Origin of the sequence: Parasedimentitalea psychrophila (assembly GCF_030285785.1) — a bacterium.
In the GTDB taxonomy this organism is placed as follows: domain Bacteria; phylum Pseudomonadota; class Alphaproteobacteria; order Rhodobacterales; family Rhodobacteraceae; genus Parasedimentitalea; species Parasedimentitalea psychrophila.
The window spans coordinates 4243524-4268570 of the sequence record NZ_CP127247.1; the positions used below are offsets into that span (position 1 = coordinate 4243524).

Below are 25047 nucleotides of genomic sequence, written 5' to 3' on the forward strand. Positions count from 1 at the left end.
TTTATATGTCCTTGATTGAAGTGGTGATGGGATAGGCTGACAGAAACCGGGCGCGCAGGATGGAGACCCAGACCGCCACCGCCATCAACTGGTGCAAAATCGCCGCCTGCCAGGGCGCCCCGTAGAGAACGGTAATAACCCCCAGAGCAATTTGTAACAACATTACTGCAAATACTGCATGAAAGGCGTTTTGCGTAATTGGATGGGCGCTACGCCGCCCCTTCAGCCAAGCCACCACCGTGAAAATGGCCAAAATATAGCCGCTGACACGGTGAATAAACTGAACCAGACCAGGGCTTTCAAAGAAGTTTCGCCACATGGGTTCAAGCATCAGCGCGTTTTGCGGAAATACCTGTCCTCCCATCAGCGGCCAGTCAGTGTAAGATCGGCCAGCATCGATGCCAGCAACCAAAGCACCCAGTAGAATTTGCAAAAATGCAAAGTGCATCAGGCCAGTGGATAGCCCGAACAGCTTGGCTTCCTTGGTGCGGCGGACCTGCATCAAGACCCGATCTTGGCGCGAAATCATCAGCACATACCAGGCAATGACCCCGAGGATGACAAAGGCCAGCCCCAGATGAATGGCCAACCGGTACGAGGCAACCGAGACCATGCCCTCACCCTGCGTGACACCGGACGCAACCATCCACCAGCCGATACCGCCCTGCAACCCGCCCAGCAGCCCCGGCAGAGCCAGCCTGCCGGTCCAGCCAACAGGAATTTGACGGGTCAGCAGAAAGCCAAAGAACCCAAGCGCCCAGATCAATCCCATCACCCGGCCCAGCTGTCGGTGGCTCCATTCCCACCAGTAGATCGCCTTGAAATCCTCCAGCTGCATCCATTGGTTCTCAATGCGCCACTGATCAATCTGCTGGTATTTGTCGAACTCTGCCTGCCAGTCCGCTTCGCTTAACGGAGGCATCGCGCCGGTGACCGGTTTCCATTCGGTAATGGACAGGCCGCTGTCGGTCAGCCGGGTCAGTCCGCCAACCACAATCATCGCCACCACCAGCGCAAACAGCACCATCAACCAGGCCCGGATGGCGCCTCGGGCGCCACTGCGATCGCGGTCTATCAGTCCGGGCTGAGCCACGGGGGCCTTGGACCGCTCACCCTCGACCTCTTCAAAAATGTTACGCTTGCTCATGCCTGCCTCACTCAATTCGCCGCCACGCTAGCCCCCGGCCCCACAGAGGTCCAGCGGGCTTATTCATCACCGCGTTGTTTCCAGCGCACCATCTGCCTCATGATCCCGTGCAGCATCTGCACATCAGTATTGGTCAGCGCCATGCGGCTCCATAAATTACGCAGATTGAGCTTCATGCTGGATGCTTTATCTTCTGGATAGAAGAACCCGGCATCGCCCAAACGCTGCTCGTAATGGTCAGACAGTTTTTCGATCTCGATACCGGTTGCCCAGTCCGCCTTGCCCATCTCGACCACCTGGTGCTCAATCTTGCCCACTTGCCGTTGCCATTCATAGGCGGTCAGCAGCACACATTGGCCCAGGTTCAACGACCCATAAGCCGGGTTTACCGGCACCGAAATAATGGCGTTGGCCTTGGCCACATCCTCATTCTCCAGCCCGGCCCGTTCGGGCCCGAACATCACCGCAACCTTTTCACCTGCGGCTATTTTCTCGGCCGCAAGCCTCATCGCCGCTTCGGGGCTGAACACCGGCTTTGTCAGGTCCCGTTGACGGGCAGTGGTGGCAAACACAAAGGAACAATCGGCCAATGCAGCCGGCACATCCGGGCTAAGCTGCGCTTCGTCCAGCAAACGCCCAGCCCCCGAGGCCATGGCAACCGCCTTGGCACTGGGCCAGCCATCACGGGGCGCCACAATGCGCATCCGGTCGAGACCGAAATTCCACATAGCGCGGGCCGCAGCCCCAATATTCTCGCCCATTTGTGGGCGGACCAAAACAAAAGCGGGCTGTGAGGTCTGGCTCGGCATGTCACTCTCTCTGAAAACTCGCCCCGATCTAATCTGCAATCGTCGCCAGAGCAAGATCTGGCATTTTGGCGACATCACGAATACTCTGTCCGCACCCTATAAACCTTGCACCTACCTCTTTATACGCTAAACAGCCGCAGGATATAATAAGGACCGCACCCATGGACAGCCCAGAGAAACCGCAGATCTACCTGATCACACCGCCAAGTTTCGAGCTGGGCCAGTTCCCCGATCAACTGGCCAGAGTGCTGGATGCCACCGAGGTTGCCTGCCTGCGTCTGGATATGGCCAGCCGCGATGAGGCCAGCTTAAGCCGGGCAGCTGACGCCCTGCGAGAAGTGACACATGCGCGCGACGTCGCCATTGTGATTTCGGATCACCAGATTCTGGCCGAGCGTCTTGGTCTGGACGGTGTGCATTTGACTGACTCGGCACGGTCCGTTCGCACCACCCGCAAGGCAATGGGGGCAGACGCCATTGTCGGCAGCTTTTGCGGCGCCTCCAATCATGACGGTATCTCTGCCGCCGAGGCCGGCGCGGATTATGTCAGCTTTGGTCCGATTGGTACCTCGGGGCTTGGCGACGGCGCCATTGCCGATCTGGAAATCTTCAAGTGGTGGTCCGAAATGATCGAAGTTCCGATGGTCGCCGAAGGCGGGTTGACCGAAGAACTGGTCCGAACCGTTTCGCCCTATACCGACTTTTTCGGCATCGGTGATGAGATCTGGCGCGACGATAATCCGGTGGCGGCGCTGCAACGTCTCACCGCAGCGATGAGCTGAACTGATTAAAGAAACACCCGTTCGACAAACCAATAGGCTCCGATCGCTGCAATGGTGATCGAAGCCGGAATGGCCACCCGGCCGCGATATTTCGGGTGTGAGCGAAACCAAAAACTGACAGTGGCAAAGGCAATTGCGATCACCGCCAGTTGCCCCAGTTCGACACCGACATTAAAGCCGATCAATGCGGCCACAAACTGATCGCGCGGCAGTCCAATGTCGCCCAGCACCGATGCAAACCCAAGCCCGTGCAGCAAACCAAAGCCAAATATCACCAAGGGTCTCCAGACGGTCAGGCGCCGGAGAAAGATATTTTCCACCGCCACATAGACAATTGATGCCGCAATCAACGGCTCGACGATCCCAGGCGAAACCTGCACCCACCCCAGCGCGCCCAGTGCCAGGGTAATGGTATGGGCAACCGTAAAGGCACTGATCTGCCACAGCAAAGGCCGCAGTCGGGCGCTCAGAAAAAACAACCCCAACACAAATAGAATGTGGTCCAACCCTTTTGGCAGGATATGTTCAAAGCCGACCGGCAAATAATCGACAAAGGTTTCTTGTGCCGTCAGCGCCGCGCCGCCCCCCAAGGAAATCGCCGGAGTGGTTTCCCCGCCCTGTAAATACCCTGTGTAAGGTTGCTCTACTCCGTTCTGTCTCAGCACCACCCCGCCTGACCCCTCTGGCCAAAACATGGTCAGGCTGCGTGCATTGGCTGGAACCACCCCAGTCAGCATCAGATAAGAGGCTCGCGGCAGCTCAACATTCCCCACCTCGGGGATTATCACCGCAGACAGGCTGAGATGAAGCGGCCCGCCGGCTGTCAGCCGGACTGTCTCCAGCCACTCCTCGGCGAACTGGCGCACCATAGGCTCCAGCTCGGCCTGATCCAGCCCCCGAAGACTGTCGTAATCCTTTGACTGGTCGGCCTCGTTGGTGTCTTCCATTCCGTCCAGATTGATACCGGCAACAAAGGCCTCGATGTTCAGCCGCAAATCAAAGCTGATCTGGCCGTCCTCCACCCGAAAATCGGCAATGGTCGGGGTCACCTCATGCGCCTGTCCACCGGAGACCAGTGTGACCACAGCAAGGGTTGACAAAATCAGCATTCCAGCCAGCCTGTTCCCCAGTTTCCAAAAGGTATTGCGAATGCTCATCTGCCTGTTCCGCCATTTTCGTATTGGTCTTGTTGGCCTGATCCTGTCCACCCTGCCTGCTCTTTCACACGAGTTTTGGATCGAACCGCAGAAATATCAAGTGGAATCAGGGGCGCCGGTGCTTGCCGACCTGCGCAACGGACAGAATTTCAGCGGTGCCAACCAGGTATTCTTTGCCCGCCGTACCCGGCGCTTTGAGTTCACCCAAAGCGGCCAGACCACAGCCTATCAAGGCCGCATGGGCGATCTTCCGGCGTTTCAGCTGGACCAGGCTGATCCGGGTCTGCTGATCATCACTCATGAAACAGCGCCGCAGACAATAACTTATGAAACCTGGGAAAAATTTCAGACCTTTGCCGATCACAAGGGGTTTGCCGACATATCGCAGCGACATCAGGCCCGGGGCCTGCCTGAACAAGGGTTTGCCGAGACCTACACGCGCCATGCCAAGTCCCTGATCGCTGTCGGCGATGGCATCGGTTCTGATAAGCTTCTGGGCATGGAGGCCGAATTTGTCGCCCTCGCCAATCCCTATACCGATGATCTGTCCCTGGGCCTGCCGGTCCGGGTCTACTATCTTGGCACCCCCCGCGCAAACGCGCAGATTGAGATATTTGAGCGCGGGCCAGACGATGTGGTCCTGGTCTCGTTGCAACGCGCGGATGCCCAGGGTGTTGTGCTCATCCCGGTGAAACCGGGCCACACGTACCTGTTGGACGCGGTTGTGTTGCGGCCATCGCGCCAATCCGCAGGCCCGGTCTGGGAGACTCTCTGGGCGGCCCTGACATTTACCACCCCCTAATGCGGGTTGCGGCTTGCGACAGGGGGTAAAAATAGGCAGAACACCGGCATGACACAGACCAACACACAGACCAACATCCAACCCAGCCCAGATATTCTTTGTATTGGCTCTGTCCTGTGGGACATCATCGGCCGCTCGCCGATGGAAATGCGGCGTGGATCAGATATGCCGGGACGCATCACCCGACTGCCCGGAGGCGTGGCGATGAACATTGCCATGACACTGGCGCGTTTTGGTCTCAAACCGGCGCTGCTCAGCGCCATAGGCCGCGACGATGAAGGCAACGAGCTGATAGCCGCCTGCACCCGACTTGGGCTTATCACCGACCATATCTACCGCTCTGATGACTTACCCACCGACCGCTACATGGCAGTTGAAGGCGCCAATGGGCTAATCGCCGCCATCGCCGACGCCCACTCGCTTGAGGCCGCCGGAGACAAAATTCTGAAGCCATTGCAGGATGGCAGCCTTGGCTCGGCAACAGACCCCTATGCGGGCCCGGTGGCGCTGGACGGCAATCTGACCCTGTCGCTGCTGGACGACATTGCCAATGATCCCGCCTTCGCAGCGGCAGATCTGCGCGTCGCCCCGGCCTCACCGGGCAAGGCCGAACGTCTGCGCCCCTTCCTGACCCGCAACCGGGGCACTCTTTACGTCAACCTCGAAGAGGCCGGGCTGCTCTGTCAGGCTGAATTCACCAACAGCGAAACGGCGGCTTTGGCCATGCTGGAGCGGGGCGCCTGCCGCGTTCTGGTCACCGACGGCGGCCGCTCAGCAACCGAGGCTGGCCCCCACTCACTCGTCACTCTGGTCCCACCCCGCGTCACCGTTGCGCGCGTCACCGGGGCCGGAGATACCTTTATGGCCGCACATATCGCCGCAGAAACCCGCGGCGACACTGGCGAATTGGCTCTGGCCTCCGCGCTCAAGGCTGCAGCCACCTATGTTTCAGGAGAACCCCCACTGTGATCGACATCAAATATTCGGCTGAGGTCCAGGCCGCCAAATCAGCGGGCACTGCAATTGTGGCGCTGGAAAGCACCATCATAACCCATGGCATGCCCTACCCGCAAAACATCGAAGTTGCCGCCCAGGTCGAACAGGACATCCGCGACGCCGGTGCAACACCAGCGACCATAGCGGTGCTTGACGGCCATTTGCATGTGGGGCTTGAGGCCGACCAGTTGAAAGCGCTGGGACAGGCCAAGAACGTTGCCAAACTATCGCGCGCCGATTTTGCAGCCTGTCTGGCCTGTGGCGGCACCGGCGCCACCACGGTGGCAGCCACCATGATCGCCGCCCATCTGGCAGGCATCGACGTCTTTGCAACCGGGGGCATTGGCGGCGTACACAAAGGCGCGGACCAGTCCTTTGACATCTCGGCCGATCTGCTGGAACTGGCCGCCACGCCCGTCACCGTTGTGGCCGCAGGCGCCAAGGCAATACTGGATGTGCCCAAGACGCTCGAGGTGCTGGAAACCCAAGGGGTGCCGGTGATCGGCTACGGGCAGGACTCGTTCCCGGGTTTCTGGTCGTCCCAATCCAACCTTGCAGCGCCCCTTCGCATGGACGATGCAGCACAGATCGCCCGGGCCCATGTCATGCGCCAGGCGCTTGGCCTGCCAGGCGGCCAACTGATCGCCAACCCAATCCCCAAGTCTGACGAAATTGCAGCAGACATCCTGGCTCCAATCATCGATCAAGCCCAGAGTGAGGCCGACAGCCAAGGGGTCAGCGGCAAAGCGGTCACCCCCTTCCTGCTGCAGCGGATCTTTGAATTGACCGAAGGCCGCTCGTTGACCGCCAACATCGCCCTTGTTCGCAACAATGCGCGACTGGCGGCCCAGATTGCCCAGCAACTAATCGCCCTGCGGCAATGACCTGCACTGATTGGTCGCAGGCCATTGCCGCCGACTGTCAAACTACCTAGGTTGCACTCGATCAACAGCGAAAAAGATAAATGACAACGCCATTTGACCACGAACCCCACCGGCGCCCGGGCCTGTTTGCCCGGCTTCGCTCCTCCTTCCTAACCGGCATTGTCGTCATCGCTCCGGTGGGTCTGACGATCTGGCTGCTTTGGTCGGTGATGGGCTGGGTGGATAGTGTGGTGCTGCCACTGGTGCCCGCGACGATCCTGCCGGAAAAATACATCGGCATAAATCTGCGCGGCATCGGGCTGATCATTTTCCTGCTGTTCACCATCGTCATCGGCTGGATCGCCAAAGGCATCCTGGGCCGCTCGATGATTTCCTTTGCCGAAAGCCTGGTCGAGCGGATGCCAGTGGTTCGCACCATCTATTCCGGCATCAAGCAAATTTCGGAAACGGTCTTTGCCCAATCCGAACGCAGCTTCGAGAAAGCCTGCCTTATTCAATACCCCCGGAAAGGTATCTGGGCGATTGGTTTTGTCTCTACCGAAGCCAAGGGTGAGGTCTACAAGCAAATAGATCCCAGTGGCAAATTAATGAGTATCTTCCTCCCAACCACGCCAAACCCAACCTCGGGCTTTCTTTTATTCCTGCCGAAAGAAGATGTGATTGAACTGGATATGTCGGTGGAAGATGCCGCCAAACTGGTTATTTCAGCCGGGCTGGTCTATCCAAATCCCAAAGATCCAACCCGTCCCGAAATTCCGCCAACAGATTGAAGTGGCTACCGTTTCCCTGCTTGATCTGGCCCCCGGCTTCATCTGGCCATAAATATCCCGGGGGTACGGGGGCTGGCCCCCGCTCTGCTCCCCAGTACCGCCCGCCGCTCCATCATCCCCTACATCGCGGTCCAGCCACCATCGACGCTCAGCGTGGTTCCGGTGATTTGCTCTGCGGCTGGCGAACATAAAAACGCAACGGTTCCGCCCAGCTGCTCGACGGTGGCAAACTGCCGCGACGGCTGGCGCGCCAGCATGACCTCGCGAATTACGGTTTCACGGTCCATATCATATTCAGCCATAGTGTCAGGGATCTGCGCCTCGACCAGCGGTGTCAGCACATAACCCGGGCAGACAGCATTACAGGTGATCGGCTCCTGTGCGGTTTCCAGAGCCACCGCCTTGGTCATCCCCACAACCCCGTGCTTGGCCGCGACATAGGCTGATTTGAACGGTGAAGCCGTCAACCCATGCGCCGAAGCAATATTGATCACTCTGCCCCAGCCCGCAGCGCGCATCCCTGGCAGCGCCGCTGCCGTGGTGTGAAAAACCGAGTTCAGATTGATCGCAATGATCGCATCCCAGGTCTCTGGCGGGAACGTGTCAATTGGCGCCACATGCTGAATGCCGGCGTTATTAACCAGAATATCACAGGCCGCCGCCGCCTCAATCAGATCCCGACACTCACGTCCAATGGACATATCGGCCTTAATATAACTGGCGCGGACCCCGAACTCAGACGCGATTGTATCGGCCAGAGCATGATCCTGCGGCCTGCCTGTGAACGAATTCAGCACCACATTGGCCCCCGCACGCGCCAATTCGCGCGCAATACCCAGTCCGATTCCCGAATTAGACCCAGTGATAACCGCGGTTTTCCCCTGCAAAGACATTGGCCTGTTCCCTCAATTTGATGTCATTTTCTGATCTCGACAGTTTGCCATGCTGCAGCTGCAAAGAAAAGTTCCGTTCTTTCAGAAGCCGGTTTTGGGTATTTTTTCGCGAGAGACAGTGACCGCTTGCGCATCCCGTGCGGGGATACTATTGGCCTTACTTGTCACCGGATCATCACCGCCAATGACGCCGCTCTCTCCCCTTGCTGACCAAATGTCTGGCAAAAAGTGAACGCCTGGGCACAAAAAAAACGCCCGCGCGAAGCGGGCGTCAAGTTATTGAGGCAGGTTTCATACAGGCAAGAAACCTATCGAGCAGTGACTTAGTTATACTCAATTAACAGCCATTATCCAAGCTAAAAGTTTGAAAAAAGGCAGCGGCCAAGGTACCTTGATAACACAAGGAAATATGGGTCATGCGGGATTGTTGCCAAAATGCGATCAGAGTTTTTCAGAATAGTCACCTCAACATTGGCGGGTATCACCCTGCTTCTAAGTGTTAATTCTGCAGTTGCAGAATCAGCCCATGGCATCGCGATGTATGGCGACCCTGCGCTGCCACCGGATTATACATCGCTGCCCTATGCCTATGCCGATGCGCCCCAAGGTGGCCGCGTTGTTTTTGGCAATACCGGTGGATTTGATACGCTCAATCCATTTGTGCAGAAAGGCACTGCCCCATGGCAACTTCGGTTCTGGGGCTATGAAAGCCTGATGGGCCGCTCCTGGGATGAACCTTTTTCACTCTATGGTCTTTTGGCCGAAACAATCGAAACCCCCGAAGACCGCTCCTGGGTAGAATTCACCCTGCGCCCCGAGGCCCGGTTCTCGGATGGATCACCTGTCACCGTCGAGGACGTCATCTGGTCTTATGAAACCCTGGGCACCGTCGGACATCTTCGCTACCGCGGCTTCTGGTCCAAGGTTGACACCATCACTCAAACCGGACCGCGAAAGGTTCGGATCAACTTCAACACCGAGGACCGCGAACTGGCCTTGCTTGCCGGGCTGCGTCCGATTTTGAAAAAAAGCCAATGGGCGGGCAAGAATTTTGCCGACAGTGGCCCCAATGAGGCGCCCATCGGTACCGGCGCCTATGTTGTCAACACCTCTGATCCGGGTCGATACGTCAGTCTGGCGCGCAACCCGGACTACTGGGGCAAGGATCTGCCATTTCGCCGTGGCACGCAGAATTTTGACCAGATGCGGATTGAGTTCTTTGGCGACGCCACCGTTTTGTTCGAGGCCTTTAAGGTTGGTGAGCTGACTGCGGTGCGCGAATACAATGCCGGCAAGTGGGACAATAACTACAACTTCCCATCGGTGCAGCGCGGCGATGTGGTGAAATCGGAAATCCCACATCAACGCCCCTCCGGTATAACCGGATTGGCCATGAACACCCGAAAGCCGCTGTTTGCCGACTGGCGGGTTCGGCAGGCGCTGATTCACGCCTTCAATTTTGAATATATCAACGGCACCGTCACTGGCGGCACCCAGCCCCGTATTACCTCCTATTATTCCAACTCAGCCCTGGGTATGCGGCCTGGCCCGGCCGAGGGAGCAGTGCGAAGCCTTCTGGAACCCTATGCAAGCGACCTGTTACCAGGCGCCCTGGAGGGCTATGAGCTTCCCGTCAGTGACGGAACGGAGCGTAACCGCAGAAACCTGCGCACCGCAACCAAGCTGCTGAACGACTCCGGCTGGACCGTTCAGGACGGCGTGTTGCAAAACGCTCAGGGTGACCCATTCGAATTCTCGGTGCTGCTGCGTCAGGGCGATCGCGAAATGCAAACCGTGGTCGAAATTTACGCCCGCGCGCTGCACCGTCTTGGCATCAAGGTCAGCACAGATACAGTGGATAATGCGCAGTATGTGGCCCGTCAAAACGAGTATGACTTTGACATGACCCATTTTCGTCGCGATCTGTCGCTGAGCCCCGGCAATGAGCAATATCTGTATTGGGGACGCGAAGGGGTAACCCAACCAGGGTCCCGCAATCTCATGGGCATCGACAGCCCGGTGGTCGAGGCCTTGATCCCCGAGATGCTCAACGCCACCAGCGCCGATCATTTCATATCCGCGGTAAGAGCCCTGGACCGGGTGCTGACCACCGGCCGATATGTGATTCCCATTTGGCAGTTTGACAAGGGCCGCATTGCCCACGCCAAAGAGCTACGTTTCCCTGATACCCTGCCGATCTACGGTGACCGTCCCCAGTTCATGCCGACGGTTTGGTGGTATGATCCCAACTAGGCCTGACTGTGCGGAACGGGCTTGACGAAAGACGCCCATCTCCAGGACGATACGCCCCTGGAGATGGGCCTCCCCCAAAACCACAGCGCCAATAGGATTTGGATGTCTGGCGGTACCGGAGACCGCGGCTCAGGCCAGGCCCGCCGCCGACTGGCGGTCTGACAGCGATACATTTGCCCTATGTCATCCGACTTTTTACCCGCCACCAACGAAATACAGCCGGCATTATCTATTCAGCACCGGCGCCGGTCCCTGCAGAAGGTATCTTTTAGATGTGTTTTTGAGTACACTAACCTGACAAATGAACCGTTGTTGCCCGGCGAGAGGAGTAGCTATGGAAGCTTTACGCTCAACCGAAGTCGGGGCCGCCAGCCTGCCGCGCATGCAAAACCGGTTCCCCTATCTTCACCCAAAACTGGTGCCATCGCTGTTGCATGATCGCGAGGCCTTTATTGAGCACCTTGCCAAAACGCATCAGTTAACCCTGACCGAAGCCCGCGAAGAGGTGGAGGATTTTTTCTTTATCGAAGGCTTGCTAAGTGAGGTCGAGGGCTGACCGGCATATTTCAACGCCAGCGGATCAGGTCAATGACGTGACCCAAAGGATCGTGGCGTCTTCGTCGCTTGATGAAATGACGTTATGCCCCATTGCCGCATCGTAATAGGCACTGTCACCGCGCCGCATTTCAATAGGCTCGTAGAACTCAGTGTATAGCTTGATCACCCCGGTCAGCACATAGAGAAACTCTTCACCGTCGTGCCGTACCCAGCCATCAAACTCCTCCATCGAGCGGGCCCGCACCCGGGCACGATAGGGCAGCATTTGCTTGCGCGACAAACTATCGGCCAACAGCTCATGCTCATAAGTGGTGGTCGCATGGGCCGCGCCTTCCCCGGTCTTGGTTACCGCCAAACGGCCGTTAACCTGATCCCGTTGTGGCGCGGTAAATAGCTGTGGCACAGAGATTTGCAGCCCAATCGCCAGCTTTTTCAACGCGTCGTAAGTGGGTGACATTTGGCCATTTTCGATCTTTGACAGGGTCGATCGGGCCAGCCCGGCCTGGTTGGCGGCATATTCCAGTGTCCAGTCGCGTGCCTTGCGCAATTCACGCACCCGCACACCCAGATCCAATGGTTCGGCTTCGCTCTGATTGCCGCTGCTTCGGGCAATGGTAATCAATGATTTTGGATCTCGATTTGTCATGCTGTCTCTATAGAGCCCCCCCCGCCTGCTTGCAACGCAGCACCTCCCGGGATAGCCAAGTCCCATGTTATCTATCTTTGATCAGGCCCCGTTCGAACCCTGCCCCGCACCGTTCAATCTTGCAGCGCATGTGCTGCGCCATGCCCCCCTGACACCAGACAAGCCGGCCCTGTCGATTGTATCCAGGACAGGCGCGCAGACCTGGAGCTACCGGGCATTGGAGGCCGCGGTACGCGGCACCGGCACCGGCTTATTGCAATCCGGACTGAAACCGGGCGACATCGTTTTGATGCGGCTGGGCAACACGGTAGAGTTCCCCATTGCCTATCTGGGGGCCATTGCAGTCGGGCTCATTCCGGTGCCAACCTCGTCCCAGCTCACCACCGCAGACACCGCCAGGATGATCGCAGAGCTCTCTCCAGCTGCGATCCTGCGCGATCCTCAGGTCGACTGTGCGGCGCATCCAAAGCAGATCACCACCGACTCACTTTCCGACATGCGGGAATTGCCCCCGTGCGATTTCAATCTGGGCGATCCAAACCGGCTTGCCTATGCGGTCTACACCTCAGGCACCAGCGGAAATCCGCGTGTTGTGACCCATGCGCACCGCGCCATCTGGGCCCGGCAGATGATGGTCAAGGGCTGGTACAATCTGCATCAGAATGACCGCCTGCTGCACGCCGGTGCGTTCAACTGGACCTATACGTTGGGAACCGGGTTGATGGATCCCTGGACAATCGGCGCCACCGCCCTGATCCCCTCCCCGGGCACCGATCTTGCGGATTTGCCCGAGCTGCTGCGCAGCCACCGGGCCAGCATTTTTGCGGCAGCACCGGGGGTCTATCGCAAGGCCCTTCATCAAAAGACCCCATTGGATCTGCCCGATTTGCGTCATGGGCTCAGTGCCGGAGAAAAGCTCTCCCCCGATTTGCATCAGGCCTGGATCAAAGCCACCGGAACCGACCTGTATGAGGCCTACGGCATGTCCGAGTGCTCGACCTTCATTTCATCCAGCCCGGCCCATCCGGCGCGAAACCACACATTGGGCCAGCCGCAGCCCGGGCGCAGAATTGCCATTATCGGCGAGGATGGCCCGGTACCGCTGGGTGAAGAGGGCATTATTGCAATACATAAATCTGATCCGGGCCTCATGCTGGGGTATCTGAATGCCCCCAAGGAAACCGCCAGCAAGTTTCAGGACGACTGGTTCTTAACCGGGGATCTCGGCTCAATGGCGGCCGACGGTCAGATTACCTATCTGGGTCGCAACGACGATATGATGAATGCCGGCGGCTTTCGGGTCTCGCCGCTTGAGGTAGAAGCCGCGCTTTCCAGACATCCCGGCATCCTTCAGGTCGGCGCCGCCACTGTCGAAGTCAAACCCGGCACCTTTGTCATCGGCGCCTTTTACACCGGTCCCAAACCATTGGACCAAGATGCGCTGCAGGCTTTTGCCAACAGCCATCTGGCCCGTTACAAGCAACCCCGCATCTATATTCATCTGAGCGCTCTGCCGCTCGGAGCCAATGGCAAGCTGTTGCGACGCGCACTGCCGTCTTACTTCAAGGTTTCATCCTCAAATGACTGTTAAACTCGACATCATCTCAGACCCCATTTGCCCTTGGTGCTATATTGGTAAAACCAATCTGGACAAGGCATTGGCCCAGATCCCGGATCACCCCTTCACCATTGAATGGCACCCCTTCCAGCTGAACCCCGATATGCCCGTCGAAGGCATGGACCGGCGCGCCTATCTCGAAGGCAAATTCGGCGGTAAGCAGGCCGCGGTCAAAGCCTATGCGCCGGTGGTTGACGCAGCTCAAAAAGCTGGGCTGACGATCAACTATGAGGCCATCAAGCGAACGCCGAATACACTGGATGCCCATCGTCTGATTCACTGGGCAGGGATTGAGAGCAAACAGACCGAGGCGGTGGACGCTCTGTTTCACGCCTATTTTGTCGATGGCCGCGATATCGGCAGCGCCGAGGTGCTGGGGGATATCGCCGATAGTATCGGCATGGATGCCGCCATGGTGCAAAAACTACTGGCAACCGACAATGATACCGATGACATAAAATCTCGCGACGCACACAGTCGTCAGATGGGCGTGAGCTCGGTGCCCACCTTCATTGTCGACAATAGACACGCGGTGCCAGGCGCCCAGCCCCCCGAACTCTGGCTCAAGGTGATGGGTGAAATTATCGATCAAATGCACTCGGCCAGCCCCACTGACTAAAAACCGATAGGCCCCGGGTGCAAACCAGACGATACCGGCAGCGGAACCCTGGCCAGATCGCAAGGGGTTCCCTTTCATCTGGCCCCAAATATCCCAGGGGTGAATGGCTGCCAGATCTGGCGGCCAGAGGGGGCAGCGCCCCCGTCACTTTTTGTGGCCAGAGGCGCCAGCGCCCCCCGTCTTTTTACAGCACTGATGCACAGACCTATGTGCAGGCAAACCTGTGGCTGACTGAAAAATTTTGTGATAGCGCCACCTAACACAGCTCCCGGATTGAACCCGATCACGGTTTCCACGTTTTGTGCCGCTTGAGGTAATCAATGTCCAACCCAATTGAAAAACAAATTTCCAAGGCCGAACTCACCGCCTTGATCGCGATGATGTTTGCAACGATCGCATTCTCCATCGATGCCATGTTGCCAGCACTGCCGGAAATCGGCGCCGCCCTAAGCCCCAATGACACCAACCGCGCGCAGCTCATCCTGACAGCATTCATGTTTGGGCTAGGCATTGGCACCTTTTTCACAGGCCCGCTATCTGACGCCTTTGGGCGCAAGCCGGTAATCCTTGTCGGTGCGGTGGTCTATGTGCTGTCCGCGGCGGCGGCCTGGGCCAGTTCCTCGCTCGAACTGTTACTGATCTCCCGGATCACAATGGGGCTTGGCGCGGCGGGTCCGCGGGTGGTGGCAGTTGCTATCGTCCGGGACCTGTTCTCCGGCCGTGACATGGCGCGGGTGTTGTCCATCGCCATGATGATCTTTACGCTGGTGCCAGCATTTGCGCCCCTGTTGGGCCTTGGCATCATTTCGATTGCTGGCTGGCGGGCCATCTTCATCGCAATCGCCCTGTTCCTGATTATCGTTGTCGCCTGGACCGTTATCAGGCTGCCCGAGACACTCGCACCTGAAAACCGCCGCCCCTTTAAGATGCCCCTTTTGATCAAAGCCGGGCGAGAGATGTTGGCCCATCCGACCGTCCGCCTGTCGATTTTTGTGCAGACCCTTTGCATGGGGGCGCTGTTAACCATGCTGACAATGGTGCAGCCGGTCTATGATACCATTTTTGGACGCGCTGACAGCTTTCCGTTTTGGTTTGGTCTGGTTGCGCTGATGTCCGGCAGTGCCAGTCTGTTGAACGCCATCGTGGTGGTCAGGGTGGGGATGCGCCGGATGGTAACCTGGTCGCTGGCTAGCCAGATCCTGTTCTCCGCCACGGTGCTGGTTCTCAGCAATATGGACCTGCCGGACACCCTGCAATTTGGTCTTTTTGTCGCCTGGCAAACCAGTCTGTTCTTCATGGTTGGCATGACCCTGGGCAATCTGAACGCCATGGCGATGGAGCCGATGGGCCATATCGCTGGCATGGCGGCCTCGGTCATTGGCGCCATCTCTACTGTGATTGGCGCAGTTCTGGCCGCTCCGATCGGGTTGCTGTTTGACGGGTCGTTGCTGCCGCTGAGCATCGGCGTTCTGGCGATGGTCAGCACTGCATTTCTGATCATGCTCCGCATGGGGCGGGTCGAGGCTCAGGTACCAGCCGAGTAACCTTCAAAAACATCGGTAAATCATCAAAAAGCCACCCTGCGTAAACAGGGTGGCATTTTAAATTGATGACCACAGCGGGGACCGAGACGCGCCTGCGGGATATCACCCCGATCAGGCCGATTGTTTCTTTTTCTTCTTGGCGGCCACAACCTTTTCGGCCAGTTCCCGGGCGATGGCAAAGGCCCCTTTGATCTTGTCGCCATCACTGCGCCAGTCGCGGCGAACCACAATTTTGTTGTCTTTGACCTTGGCCAAGCCATCCTGCGCCTGGATGAATTCGACCAGCCCGGTGGGCGAGATGAACTTGTCATTGTGGAACTGGATCGTTGCGCCCTTTGGACCACCATCCAACTTGGCAATTCCAGCCCGTTTGCACATCGCCTTGATCCGCACCACCAGCATCAGGGTATTGACCTCTTTGGGCAGCTTGCCAAACCGGTCAATCAGCTCTGCAGCAAAGCCTTCCAATTCGACCTTGGTGGTCAGGGATGACAGTCGGCGATACAGACCCAGCCTTACGTCCAGATCGGGCACAAATTTCTCGGGGATCAGCACCGGAACGCCAAGGTTGATCTGCGGAGCCCATTGATCGTCGGCTTCCGACAGGCCTTCCAACTCGCCTGATTTGATCTTGGCAATCGCCTCATGCAGCATCGACTGGTACAGCTCATAGCCAACATCGCGCATCTGCCCGGATTGTTCCTCTCCCAGCAGGTTGCCAGCGCCCCTGATATCAAGGTCTTGCGAGGCCAGGGTAAAGCCGGCCCCCAGTGTATCCAGCGACCCCAGGACACGCAGCCGTTTCTCTGCAGCGGCGGTCAATTTGGCGCGCGGCTTGGTGGTCAGATAGGCGTAGGCCCGTGTTTTCGAGCGCCCAACCCGGCCACGAATCTGATAGAGCTGCGACAGCCCGAACATATCGGCCCGGTGAACAACCATGGTGTTTGCGGTCGGGATATCCAACCCGCTTTCAACAATGGTGGTGGCCAGCAGCACGTCGTATTTTCCGTCATAAAACGCATTCATGCGCTCATCCAGATCACCCGCTGCCAATTGGCCGTGGGCAATCACATAGGTCAGTTCGGGCATTTGCTCGTTCAGGAACGCCTCGATATCCGGCAGATCGCTGACCCTTGGAACCACGTAGAAACTCTGGCCGCCACGATAGTGTTCCCGCAACAACGCCTCGCGGATGGTGACAGCATCAAATTCGCTAACGTAGGTGCGGATCGCCAGACGGTCCACCGGCGGGGTGCCAATGATCGACAGGTCGCGGACACCGGACAGCGACAGCTGCAAGGTGCGTGGAATGGGTGTCGCGGTCAGTGTCAGCACATGAATGTCGCTGCGCATCTGTTTCAGGCGTTCTTTGTGACTGACGCCAAAGTGCTGTTCCTCGTCGATGATCAGCAGACCAAGGTCCCTGAAGCGGATGCTTTTGGCCAGCAAGGCATGGGTGCCGATGACAATGTCAACAACTCCGCGGGACATCCCGTCCCGTGTGGCCTGCGCATCCTTTGCGCTAACAAAGCGTGACAATTGCCTGACTTCCAACGGAAATCCACGAAAGCGTTCGGCAAAGCTGGCGTAGTGCTGGCGTGCCAACAACGTGGTCGGAGCAACAATCGCCACCTGCACCCCGGACATGGCAGCCACAAAGGCCGCCCGCATGGCCACCTCGGTTTTGCCAAATCCAACATCGCCACAGATCAACCGGTCCATTGGCCGCCCCGAGGTCAGATCGTCAATGACATCGCCAATCGCCCGCAACTGATCGTCGGTTTCCTGATAGGGAAAGCGCGCCGAAAACGCATCCCAGCTGCCCGGTGGCGGATCCAGCACCGGCGCTTTTCGCAGGGCGCGTTCGGCCGCTACCCGGATCAACCGATCCGCCATCTCGCGGATACGCTCTTTCAGCTTGGCCTTCTTGGCCTGCCAGGCTCCGCCGCCCAAACGATCCAACAGCCCCTCGTCGTGACCGTATTTTGACAGCAACTCGATGTTTTCCACCGGCAAATACAGCCTGGCGTCCTCGGCATATTGCAACAGGATGCATTCATGCGCGGCGCCGGCTGCGGTGATCACCTCCAGCCCTAGGAACCGGCCAATTCCGTGATCCACGTGAACCACCAGATCGCCTGCGCCCAGTGACTGAGTTTCGGTCAGGAAATTCTCCGCCTTTCGGCGTTTGCGAGGCGCCCGGATCAACCGGTCTCCCAGCACATCCTGCTCGGAAATCACCGTCATTTCCGGAGTGAAAAACCCGTGTTCCAGCGCCCAGACAGCCAGATACAACCCGGATTTGCCAATTCGAGTGCCATTTGAGATCGCGATGATCTCACTAAGGCCCTCGTCTTCGATCAACCCTGTCAGCCGCTCTCGTGCACCTTCGGAATAGGAGGCAACGACCACCGGCCCATCTTGCAGTTTTGCCTTAATATGATCGGCTAATGATGTGAAAAGGCTGATAGTTTCCATTTGCCGTTCAGGTGAAAAGTTGCGCCCTATTCGGCCGCCTGCATCCACCACACCCGGCCCATTGGCCTGCGGCAACGGATGCAGCTGGATCACCCGCTGGGTGCCGAGGGCCTGTTCCCAGGCGGCATCATCCAGATACAGCAACCCCGGAGGTATCGGCTTGTAAACCGTATCCATCCGGCCCTTGGCCTGCATTGCGATCTTGCGGTTTTCATACTGGTCTTCGATGCTGTCCCAGCGGGCAAGTCTGGCTGGCGTCATCTGATGGTCCAGTGATACCGTCGCCTGTGGCAAATAGTCGAACAATGTCTCTAGCTTGGCATGGAAAAATGGCAGCCAATGCTCAATGCCCTGATGTTTGCGGCCGGCACTCACCGCCTCGTACAGTGGATCATCCGCGCCGGCAGCGCCAAATTCAATGCGGTAATTCTGCCGGAACCGGGTGATCGCCGCCTCGTCTAGGATCACTTCTGACACCGGCGCCAACTCGATCAGATCCAGTTTCTCTATGGTGCGCTGGCTGGCCGGGTCAAACCGCCGGGCGCCGTCCAGCACATCGCCAAACAGGTCCAGCCTAACGGGGCCGCTTTGTCCCGGAGGGAAGATATCGATGATGCCGCCACGGATCGCATAATCGCCCGGCTCCATGACCGTTGGGCTTTGGGTGAACCCCATCCGCACCAGGAAGTTGCGAAGCGCTTTTTCATTAATGCGGCGGCCGACCTGGGCTGAGAAAGCGGCCTCTTGCAAAACCGCCCGCCCCGGCACCCGCTGGGTTGCACCGTTCAAGGTGGTCAGCAACACAAAAGCTGTGGGCATCTGGTGCACCAAGGCGGCCAGCGTCGCCATCCGCGTCGCTGCAATATCGGCATTTGGCGACACCCGGTCATAGGGCAGACAGTCCCAGCCGGGAAACACAAAGACCGGCATATCGGGGGCATAAAACGCCAGTGCCGCCCGCATCGCCTCCATGCGCTTATCGTCACGCGCAACATGCAGCACCGGTCCGCCGGATTTCTCGACCTCATTGAGGACAAGACGGGCGTCATAACCCTCGGGCGCGCCGCCCATGGTAATCACACGCTGCACCATTGTGCGCCTCTCCTTCATCGAAATTCAAACAGCTTCAAAACTAGCCCAGGAAACCATATTTCAGGTTCTGATACATGCCCCACATGGCGGTCACAAAGATTGCGATGGTGCCGATCAACTGAATGTACAGCCGACAGCGAACCAGTAGTTTGCGCAGCCCGGCTCCCTGGATCTGCTCCCGCGAAATCCGGTTTGCCATCACCAAGCTTATCAGACCAACCAGGGTCAAGGGGCAGACCAACAAAAACACCGCCTGCGCAAACTCCACATCGTAAAACACCCCAAGCACCAGTAGCCCGGACAGAACGAAACACACGACCCCAAGCAGCCAGACACCGGAAACCTGCATGATATACAGCATCCGGTTCACATTCACCCGCACCAGATCCTCCAGATCACGTTCCGCCTGACCGCCCATCCGGCCCGCCCGGTACACCAGGTCGATGGGCACCCCAAGCACCCAGTGGCTGGCGCTAGACCAGACAACGGCCAAGGCGATCCAGAACCAGAGGTTGGAAAATGACCGCATGTCGATCAGCTCAACCAAAGTGTCAAATAAGTCCAAAATGCCGCTCCCTGCTCTTGGCAAAGCCAAGTTTTTGCATGTATCCACTGCCCCGACCGGCGGCACAAGGTCTGGCGACAATAATCCCCGAACCGCGACGTTTGTGCCCTTGTGATCGGGGCCGGAACTGTGCCACCCAAGTCCCTAGCACCTTGGGGAGAAAATACTATGACGCCGACCGTTGCCGCCTTTCCAGCCGCCCGTCTGCGCCGCACTCGGGCGACAGCGGCGATCCGGGATCTGGTCCGCGAAAACACGCTGAGTGTTGGCGACCTGATCTGGCCCGTCTTTGTCCGCGAAGGCAGCGGCATCGAAGAGCCCATTCCGTCGATGCCAGGTGTCATGCGGCGCTCAGTTGATAAAATCGCCGCTGCCGCGATTGAGGCACAGGCCCTCGGCATTCCGTCGATTTGCATTTTTCCCTATACCGATTCCAGCCTTAAAACCGAAGACTGCGCCGAGGCCTGGAACCCTGACAACCTGACAAACCGGGCGGTGCGCGCCATTAAGGCGGCGGCTCCGAATATCGCGGTGATGACCGATGTGGCACTGGACCCCTACAACATCAACGGCCACGACGGCTATGTGGTGGACGGTAAAATCGTCAATGACGCCACCGTTGAGGCGCTGGTGAAGATGACCCTGGCCCAGGCCGAGGCCGGCGCGGATATCATCGGTCCGTCAGATATGATGGACGGTCGCATTGGTGCGATGCGCCAGGCGCTGGAAAAAGCGGGCCACAGTGATGTGATGATCCTGTCGTATTCGGCCAAATACGCGTCAGGCTATTACGGCCCCTTCCGCGACGCGGTTGGCGCCTCGGGGGCGCTGTCGGGTGACAAGAAAACCTATCAGATGGACCCCGCCAACGGCGACGAGGCCATGCGGTTGGTGCAACGCGACCTGAATGAGGGCGCGGATATGGTGATGGTTAAACCGGGAATTGCCTATCTCGACATCTGCTACCGGGTCAAAACCGGCTTTGGCGTGCCGACCTTTGCCTATCAGGTCTCGGGCGAATACGCGATGATCCAGGCGGCGGCGCAAAACGGCTGGATCGACGGGGAAAAAGTGATGCTGGAAAGCCTGATGGCATTCAAACGGGCCGGCTGTGACGGGGTTCTGACCTATTTCGCTCCAGAAGTAGCCCGGATACTCAACACTTGATATTTGTCCCGCCATCACGGGGCGCTGTGTCGGGCAAGAAGCCGCGCATAAATTGATAGCGATTGATGACAATCGGCAGAAAAACAGGTATAACCGCAACCAGAGCCGGACAAACCGGCCTTGATCGAGCAATTACAGGCAGTGAAATCTATGAACAGCAAAATTTCTTCCCGGCTAACCCGTCGCGGTTTTGCTCTGGGCGCCCTGGCCACAACCGGACTGACTGCGGCCTGCGGTAATGGCGTCGGCAGCAGTGGCGCCTCAACCATCGACGCCCGTGTGGATGCCACGCTGAGACAAATGCGTGACCTTTACCCCAACACCCAGACACTGGCCGACAAATCCACCGGCATGTTGGTGATGCCGCTGGTCACCGAGGCCGGATTTATCTTTGGGGCTGGCTATGGTCGTGGAGCCTTGCGGATCAATGGCGCCACCGTCGATTACTATTCGACAGTCAAGGCCAACGCGGGCCTGCAAATTGGCGCCCAGCAATATGCCCATGTGCTGTTTTTCATGACCGAAGACTCGCTCAACTCATTCCGTCGGGCCTCTGGCTGGACCGCCGGCGCCGATGTCGGCTACGTCATCCGCGACAAGGGCGATACATTGGCAACCGACACCAACACATTGACCTCGCCTATTTTGGCCGCGATTTTTGGACAGGCTGGTTTGCAGATTGGCGCCACGCTTGAGGGATCAAAATACTCCCGCATCATCCCCTGATTTCGCCCCGACAATCCAAAGCAAAAAACGCGCCCATCCCGGCGCGTTTTTCTGTTTATAAATGTCCCACTCAGCCTCAGCCCAGCAGCCGCAACCGCTTCAGCAGGCTAGACGTGTCCCACCGTCCGCCGCCCTGATTTTGCACCTCTTTGTAAAACTGATCGACCAATGCGGTCACCGGCAGGCTGGCCCCGGTTTCATTGGCCGCATCCAGGCAAATGCCCAGATCCTTGCGCATCCAATCCACCGCAAAGCCATGCTCAAAGTGATCCTCGATCATGGTTTCATAGCGGTTCGACATCTGCCAACTGCCCGCGGCCCCCTGGCTGATCACCTCAACAACCGCGCGGCTGTCCAAACCGGCTTTCTCCGCAAAATGAAGCGCTTCACTCAACCCCTGCACCAGACCGGCAATGGCAATCTGATTGCACATTTTGGTCATCTGACCGGCGCCGCTGGCCCCAATGCGGCGGCAGATACGCGCATAGGCGTCAACAATCGGCGCCGCAGCGTCAAAGGCCTCTTCGTCGCCACCGCACATCACCGACAAGGCGCCATTCTCGGCCCCAGCCTGTCCGCCCGAGATCGGCGCATCCAGAAACGAAATCCCGGCTGTCTGCGCCGCGGCATAAAGCTCACGCGTGACCTTGGCCGACACGGTTGTGTGATCGACAAACACAGACCCCGACGCCATGCCGACAAACGCCCCATCAGCACCCTGACACACAGCACGCAGATCGTCATCATTGCCAACACAGGCCATGACAAAATCAACCCCCTCCGCTGCCTGGCGCGGAGTTGCCGCCCAGCTGCCACCATGCTCCTGGCTCCAGGCCTCGGCCTTTGCGGTTGTTCGGTTATACACCGTCACCTGATGTCCGGCCGCCTGAAGGTGCCCAGCCATCGGGTAGCCCATGACTCCCAAACCCAAAAACGCAATCTTCGCCATCTGCTTTCCCCTTGATCCGACTTAGCCTATGTTGGCGCGACCGTAGCAGCCGCGTCGAAAGGTTCAATCACCTTCGACCTTTGAATGAACAATACCCAAGGAACAAACGACACATGGGACTCCTTTTCCGCTGGCTCATGCGACTATCCGCAGCGCTGATTCTCATGTTGGTTTTGGGTGCCGGACTGATCTATTTTCTGGCCTCACAATCGCTGCCCGATTATGACAAGGACATCGCCCTGCCCGGCCTTTCTGCGCCGATCGAGATTGTCCGCGACAACGCAAATGTGCCGCATATTTTTGGCAGTTATGGCGCCAGCGACGAAGACGTCTTTTTCGGGCTTGGCTATGCGCATGCGCAGGACCGGCTATGGCAGATGACAATCTTGCGGCGCACCGTGCAGGGGCGTCTGTCCGAGGTATTTGGCCGCCGCACCCTTGAGGTCGATAGCCTATTGCGGCGTCTTGATCTGTATCGGTTGGCGCAGCAATCGGTGCCCGATCAGGACGCCGGGACCCAGGCTGCGCTGATCGCCTATTCTGCCGGGGTCAATGCCAGACTGGACGAGATAAACGCCAGTGCTTTGGGTCGTGGTGCGCCGGAAATGTTCCTGTTTAATGCCCCTATTGCGCCTTGGCAGCCCGCCGACAGCATTGCACTCATGAAACTCTTGGCGCTGAAACAATCGGGGCAAATTCAAGACGAAGTTCTGCGCGCCCGCGTCACTTTGATGCTGGACGATCCATCTCGACTGCTCGACATCCTGCCTGACGCCCCCGGCACCGGCATGACAGCGCTGCCCGAATACACCGCGCTGTTTCCCGGCCTGAAGCGATACGCCGAGGCCAGTGATATGCCGTCAACAGCCCTGTCGCCATTTTCCGATCGCGGATTTGCAGGCGCCTCCAATGTATGGGCGGCTTTGCCGAACCGGTCAGCCGCCGGTGGGACACTTCTTGCCAATGATCCGCATATGGAATTGAGCGCCCCGACGCTGTGGTATCTGGCCCGGCTGGAATTGGCCACCGGCGGCGTAATCGGCGCCACGATGCCCGGCATTCCCGCCGTCATGGCAGGCCGCTCCGAGAATATGGGCTGGGGGACCACCGCCTCTTATGTGGATGATCAGGACATTTTCATCGAGAAGATGAACCCCGAAAATCACGAGGAATACCTGACGCCAAACGGCTATAAGCGGTTCAAGTCCAGACCCTCCATCATCCAAATCAAAGACGCGCAACCGGTGACACTGATCCTGCGCTGGAGTGAAAACGGCCCCGTTATGCCCGGATCCCTGCACGGATTGTCAACGGTGACGCCACCCGGTCACATTGCCAGTCTCGCCTGGTCGGCGCTCAGCCCGGCTGACACCTCGATGACCGCTGCCATCAATCTGATGCGCAGTCAGACTGTGCCGGAGGCAATTGCCATAGGCGAGCAGTATATTGCGCCATCGCAAAACTTGGTCCTGGCTGATCACAATAGCATTGCTCTGAAAACCGTTGGCGCAATTCCACAACGGGACGCCCAGAACCAAAACCAGGGCAGGCTTCCAAACCAGGGATGGCGGCGGGAAAACCGCTGGCAGGGGCGCGCGCCCTACGCAGCAAACCCCCAGTTCATCAATCCCCGCGGTGGCATTCTGGGCAACACCAATAACAAGCTTTTGCAGCGCCCCTTTCCCAATCATGTTTCCTATAACTGGGGCGATACCCAACGTGTGCACCGGTGGCGCAAGCTGATGCAGACCCGTCAGGTCCACACCCGTGACAGCTTTATCGAGGCCCAGCTAGATACGGTTTCCTACACCGCACGCACCATACTGCCGCTCATCGGAGCCGATCTTTGGTTTACCTCCAGCGCCGCGCCCGAAGGCTCGCCAGCGCGGCAACGGCAGATTGCGCTGCGGTTGCTGTCTGAATGGAACGGCGAAATGAACGAACATATGCCAGAGCCGCTTATCTATGCGGCCTGGCTGCGCGCCTTACAACAGCGCCTGATTATCGACGAGTTGGGGCCCCTTGCCAGTGAGTTCAGGCATGTGGAGCCGCTTTTTATTGAACGCGTGTACCGCAATGTTGATGGTGCGGCCGCCTGGTGTGATATTCGCCAAAGCGCGCCTAGGGAAACCTGCACCGAACTGGCACAACTGGCGCTGGATGATGCATTGGTCTGGATCACCGAACGCTATGGCCCCGCCCTAGAGGCCCTGCGCTGGGGCGACGCACACCAGGCCAGGCAAGATCATGAGATCCTGGGTGAGATTCCAATTCTGAGGTTCTTTGTCAACATCCGCCAGTCGACCAGCGGCGGCGACAATACCCTGCAGCGCGGCCTCAGCTCGGGTCTGGGCCCAGATCCGTTCCAGAATGTGCACGCGGCCGGCTACCGGGGGGTCTATGATTTCTCGGACCCGGACAGTTCCGTGTTCATCACATCAACCGGACAATCCGGCCATTTTCTGTCGCGCCATTACGATGACATGGCGCAACTGTGGCGGCGCGGCGAATATATCCCGATGTCACTGGATGCGGATCTGGCGCGGGCTGCCGCCGTCGGCATCACCCGAATTCAACCGCGCCAGAACTAGC

At 58.3% G+C, this 25047-nt stretch carries 21 protein-coding genes; 13 read left to right on the forward strand and 8 right to left on the reverse strand.

Going from position 1 to position 25047, the window contains the following annotated elements:
- Position 1 precedes the first annotated feature (1 nt).
- Both ctaA and QPJ95_RS20520 read right to left on the reverse strand, forming a co-directional pair.
- The gene (gene ctaA, locus QPJ95_RS20515; RefSeq protein ID WP_270918174.1) at positions 2-1147 is read right to left on the reverse strand and encodes a heme A synthase; all 1146 of its coding nucleotides are present in this window, start codon (positions 1145-1147) and stop codon (positions 2-4) included.
- Between the two features lie 59 nt (positions 1148-1206).
- Positions 1207-1956 (reverse strand): RNA methyltransferase, encoded by a 750-nt coding sequence (locus QPJ95_RS20520; RefSeq protein WP_270918173.1) that lies wholly within the window; start codon positions 1954-1956, stop codon positions 1207-1209.
- Positions 1957-2117: 161 nt separating this feature from the next.
- Here QPJ95_RS20520 and QPJ95_RS20525 point away from each other — a divergent pair, with 161 nt between their 5' ends.
- A complete protein-coding gene (locus QPJ95_RS20525) occupies positions 2118-2738 on the forward strand; it encodes a thiamine phosphate synthase (RefSeq protein ID WP_270918172.1) in 621 nt (206 codons plus the stop codon).
- A 5-nt stretch (positions 2739-2743) separates the two neighbouring features.
- On the opposite strand, the gene QPJ95_RS20530 is transcribed toward QPJ95_RS20525, so the two are convergent.
- Positions 2744-3847 (reverse strand): HupE/UreJ family protein, encoded by a 1104-nt coding sequence (locus tag QPJ95_RS20530; RefSeq protein WP_270918218.1) that lies wholly within the window; start codon positions 3845-3847, stop codon positions 2744-2746.
- On the opposite strand from QPJ95_RS20530, the gene QPJ95_RS20535 reads away from it, so the two are divergent.
- The 4 genes from QPJ95_RS20535 (at position 3816) to QPJ95_RS20550 (ending at position 7347) form a co-directional block, all read left to right on the forward strand.
- Entirely contained in the window at positions 3816-4697 is an 882-nt protein-coding gene (locus tag QPJ95_RS20535; RefSeq protein WP_286018197.1) for a DUF4198 domain-containing protein, read from the forward strand. The two genes, QPJ95_RS20530 and QPJ95_RS20535, sit on opposite strands and share 32 nt — an antisense overlap.
- Before the next feature lie 48 nt (positions 4698-4745).
- On the forward strand, positions 4746-5666 hold the full coding sequence (locus tag QPJ95_RS20540; protein ID WP_270918170.1) for a PfkB family carbohydrate kinase: 921 nt from the start codon (positions 4746-4748) through the stop codon (positions 5664-5666).
- Positions 5663-6577, forward strand: a complete 915-nt coding sequence (locus QPJ95_RS20545; protein ID WP_270918169.1) for a pseudouridine-5'-phosphate glycosidase — start codon at positions 5663-5665, stop codon at positions 6575-6577. Before QPJ95_RS20540 ends, QPJ95_RS20545 begins: the two co-directional genes overlap by 4 nt.
- Positions 6578-6657: 80 nt before the next feature.
- A complete protein-coding gene (locus QPJ95_RS20550; RefSeq protein WP_270918168.1) occupies positions 6658-7347 on the forward strand; it encodes a DUF502 domain-containing protein in 690 nt (229 codons plus the stop codon).
- A 119-nt stretch (positions 7348-7466) separates the two neighbouring features.
- On the opposite strand, the gene QPJ95_RS20555 is transcribed toward QPJ95_RS20550, so the two are convergent.
- A complete protein-coding gene (locus QPJ95_RS20555) occupies positions 7467-8240 on the reverse strand; it encodes a 3-hydroxybutyrate dehydrogenase (RefSeq protein ID WP_270918167.1) in 774 nt (257 codons plus the stop codon).
- 435 nt (positions 8241-8675) lie between these two features.
- Between QPJ95_RS20555 and QPJ95_RS20560 the strand changes: the two genes are divergently transcribed.
- Both QPJ95_RS20560 and QPJ95_RS20565 read left to right on the forward strand, forming a co-directional pair.
- Entirely contained in the window at positions 8676-10493 is a 1818-nt protein-coding gene (locus QPJ95_RS20560) for an extracellular solute-binding protein (RefSeq protein ID WP_270918166.1), read from the forward strand.
- A gap of 334 nt (positions 10494-10827) precedes the next feature.
- Positions 10828-11049 carry a hypothetical protein gene (locus QPJ95_RS20565; RefSeq protein ID WP_270918165.1) on the forward strand — a complete coding sequence of 74 codons (222 nt, stop codon included), beginning with the start codon at positions 10828-10830 and terminating at the stop codon, positions 11047-11049.
- A 24-nt stretch (positions 11050-11073) separates the two neighbouring features.
- Here QPJ95_RS20565 and QPJ95_RS20570 read toward each other — a convergent pair whose 3' ends face one another.
- Positions 11074-11697 (reverse strand): helix-turn-helix domain-containing protein, encoded by a 624-nt coding sequence (locus tag QPJ95_RS20570; protein ID WP_270918164.1) that lies wholly within the window; start codon positions 11695-11697, stop codon positions 11074-11076.
- 64 nt (positions 11698-11761) lie between these two features.
- Here QPJ95_RS20570 and QPJ95_RS20575 point away from each other — a divergent pair, with 64 nt between their 5' ends.
- The 3 genes from QPJ95_RS20575 (at position 11762) to QPJ95_RS20585 (ending at position 15478) form a co-directional block, all read left to right on the forward strand.
- A complete protein-coding gene (locus tag QPJ95_RS20575; protein ID WP_270918163.1) occupies positions 11762-13288 on the forward strand; it encodes a class I adenylate-forming enzyme family protein in 1527 nt (508 codons plus the stop codon).
- Entirely contained in the window at positions 13278-13934 is a 657-nt protein-coding gene (locus tag QPJ95_RS20580) for a DsbA family oxidoreductase (protein ID WP_270918162.1), read from the forward strand. Before QPJ95_RS20575 ends, QPJ95_RS20580 begins: the two co-directional genes overlap by 11 nt.
- Positions 13935-14254: 320 nt before the next feature.
- Positions 14255-15478, forward strand: coding sequence for an MFS transporter (locus QPJ95_RS20585; protein WP_270918161.1), 1224 nt, complete (start codon positions 14255-14257; stop codon positions 15476-15478).
- A gap of 111 nt (positions 15479-15589) precedes the next feature.
- Here the strand turns inward: QPJ95_RS20585 and mfd are convergent, their stop codons facing one another.
- Both mfd and QPJ95_RS20595 read right to left on the reverse strand, forming a co-directional pair.
- A complete protein-coding gene (gene mfd, locus QPJ95_RS20590) occupies positions 15590-19048 on the reverse strand; it encodes a transcription-repair coupling factor (RefSeq protein ID WP_270918160.1) in 3459 nt (1152 codons plus the stop codon).
- 40 nt (positions 19049-19088) lie between these two features.
- The gene (locus tag QPJ95_RS20595) at positions 19089-19613 is read right to left on the reverse strand and encodes a component of SufBCD complex (RefSeq protein WP_270918159.1); all 525 of its coding nucleotides are present in this window, start codon (positions 19611-19613) and stop codon (positions 19089-19091) included.
- A 168-nt stretch (positions 19614-19781) separates the two neighbouring features.
- On the opposite strand from QPJ95_RS20595, the gene hemB reads away from it, so the two are divergent.
- Positions 19782-20780, forward strand: a complete 999-nt coding sequence (gene hemB, locus QPJ95_RS20600; protein ID WP_270918158.1) for a porphobilinogen synthase — start codon at positions 19782-19784, stop codon at positions 20778-20780.
- 150 nt (positions 20781-20930) lie between these two features.
- Positions 20931-21506 (forward strand): lipid-binding SYLF domain-containing protein, encoded by a 576-nt coding sequence (locus tag QPJ95_RS20605; RefSeq protein WP_270918157.1) that lies wholly within the window; start codon positions 20931-20933, stop codon positions 21504-21506.
- A 76-nt stretch (positions 21507-21582) separates the two neighbouring features.
- Here the strand turns inward: QPJ95_RS20605 and QPJ95_RS20610 are convergent, their stop codons facing one another.
- The gene (locus QPJ95_RS20610; RefSeq protein ID WP_270918156.1) at positions 21583-22455 is read right to left on the reverse strand and encodes an NAD(P)-dependent oxidoreductase; all 873 of its coding nucleotides are present in this window, start codon (positions 22453-22455) and stop codon (positions 21583-21585) included.
- Between the two features lie 113 nt (positions 22456-22568).
- Between QPJ95_RS20610 and QPJ95_RS20615 the strand changes: the two genes are divergently transcribed.
- Positions 22569-25046, forward strand: coding sequence for a penicillin acylase family protein (locus tag QPJ95_RS20615; RefSeq protein WP_270918155.1), 2478 nt, complete (start codon positions 22569-22571; stop codon positions 25044-25046).
- The last annotated feature ends 1 nt before the right edge of the window (position 25047 follow it).

What these genes read in the sequence shown, in the direction of transcription:
- QPJ95_RS20550 (WP_270918168.1), top strand. Translation starts at nt 6,658, where the DNA reads ATGACAACGCCATTTGACCACGAACCCCACCGGCGCCCGGGCCTGTTT.
- hemB (WP_270918158.1), top strand. Translation starts at nt 19,782, where the DNA reads ATGACGCCGACCGTTGCCGCCTTTCCAGCCGCCCGTCTGCGCCGCACT.
- ctaA (WP_270918174.1), bottom strand. Translation starts at nt 1,147, where the DNA reads ATGAGCAAGCGTAACATTTTTGAAGAGGTCGAGGGTGAGCGGTCCAAG.
- QPJ95_RS20530 (WP_270918218.1), bottom strand. Translation starts at nt 3,847, where the DNA reads ATGCTGATTTTGTCAACCCTTGCTGTGGTCACACTGGTCTCCGGTGGA.
- QPJ95_RS20585 (WP_270918161.1), top strand. Translation starts at nt 14,255, where the DNA reads ATGTCCAACCCAATTGAAAAACAAATTTCCAAGGCCGAACTCACCGCC.
- QPJ95_RS20540 (WP_270918170.1), top strand. Translation starts at nt 4,746, where the DNA reads ATGACACAGACCAACACACAGACCAACATCCAACCCAGCCCAGATATT.
- QPJ95_RS20520 (WP_270918173.1), bottom strand. Translation starts at nt 1,956, where the DNA reads ATGCCGAGCCAGACCTCACAGCCCGCTTTTGTTTTGGTCCGCCCACAA.
- QPJ95_RS20525 (WP_270918172.1), top strand. Translation starts at nt 2,118, where the DNA reads ATGGACAGCCCAGAGAAACCGCAGATCTACCTGATCACACCGCCAAGT.
- mfd (WP_270918160.1), bottom strand. Translation starts at nt 19,048, where the DNA reads ATGGTGCAGCGTGTGATTACCATGGGCGGCGCGCCCGAGGGTTATGAC.
- QPJ95_RS20580 (WP_270918162.1), top strand. Translation starts at nt 13,278, where the DNA reads ATGACTGTTAAACTCGACATCATCTCAGACCCCATTTGCCCTTGGTGC.
- QPJ95_RS20555 (WP_270918167.1), bottom strand. Translation starts at nt 8,240, where the DNA reads ATGTCTTTGCAGGGGAAAACCGCGGTTATCACTGGGTCTAATTCGGGA.
- QPJ95_RS20610 (WP_270918156.1), bottom strand. Translation starts at nt 22,455, where the DNA reads ATGGCGAAGATTGCGTTTTTGGGTTTGGGAGTCATGGGCTACCCGATG.
- QPJ95_RS20605 (WP_270918157.1), top strand. Translation starts at nt 20,931, where the DNA reads ATGAACAGCAAAATTTCTTCCCGGCTAACCCGTCGCGGTTTTGCTCTG.
- QPJ95_RS20565 (WP_270918165.1), top strand. Translation starts at nt 10,828, where the DNA reads ATGGAAGCTTTACGCTCAACCGAAGTCGGGGCCGCCAGCCTGCCGCGC.
- QPJ95_RS20615 (WP_270918155.1), top strand. Translation starts at nt 22,569, where the DNA reads ATGGGACTCCTTTTCCGCTGGCTCATGCGACTATCCGCAGCGCTGATT.
- QPJ95_RS20575 (WP_270918163.1), top strand. Translation starts at nt 11,762, where the DNA reads ATGTTATCTATCTTTGATCAGGCCCCGTTCGAACCCTGCCCCGCACCG.
- QPJ95_RS20570 (WP_270918164.1), bottom strand. Translation starts at nt 11,697, where the DNA reads ATGACAAATCGAGATCCAAAATCATTGATTACCATTGCCCGAAGCAGC.
- QPJ95_RS20560 (WP_270918166.1), top strand. Translation starts at nt 8,676, where the DNA reads ATGCGATCAGAGTTTTTCAGAATAGTCACCTCAACATTGGCGGGTATC.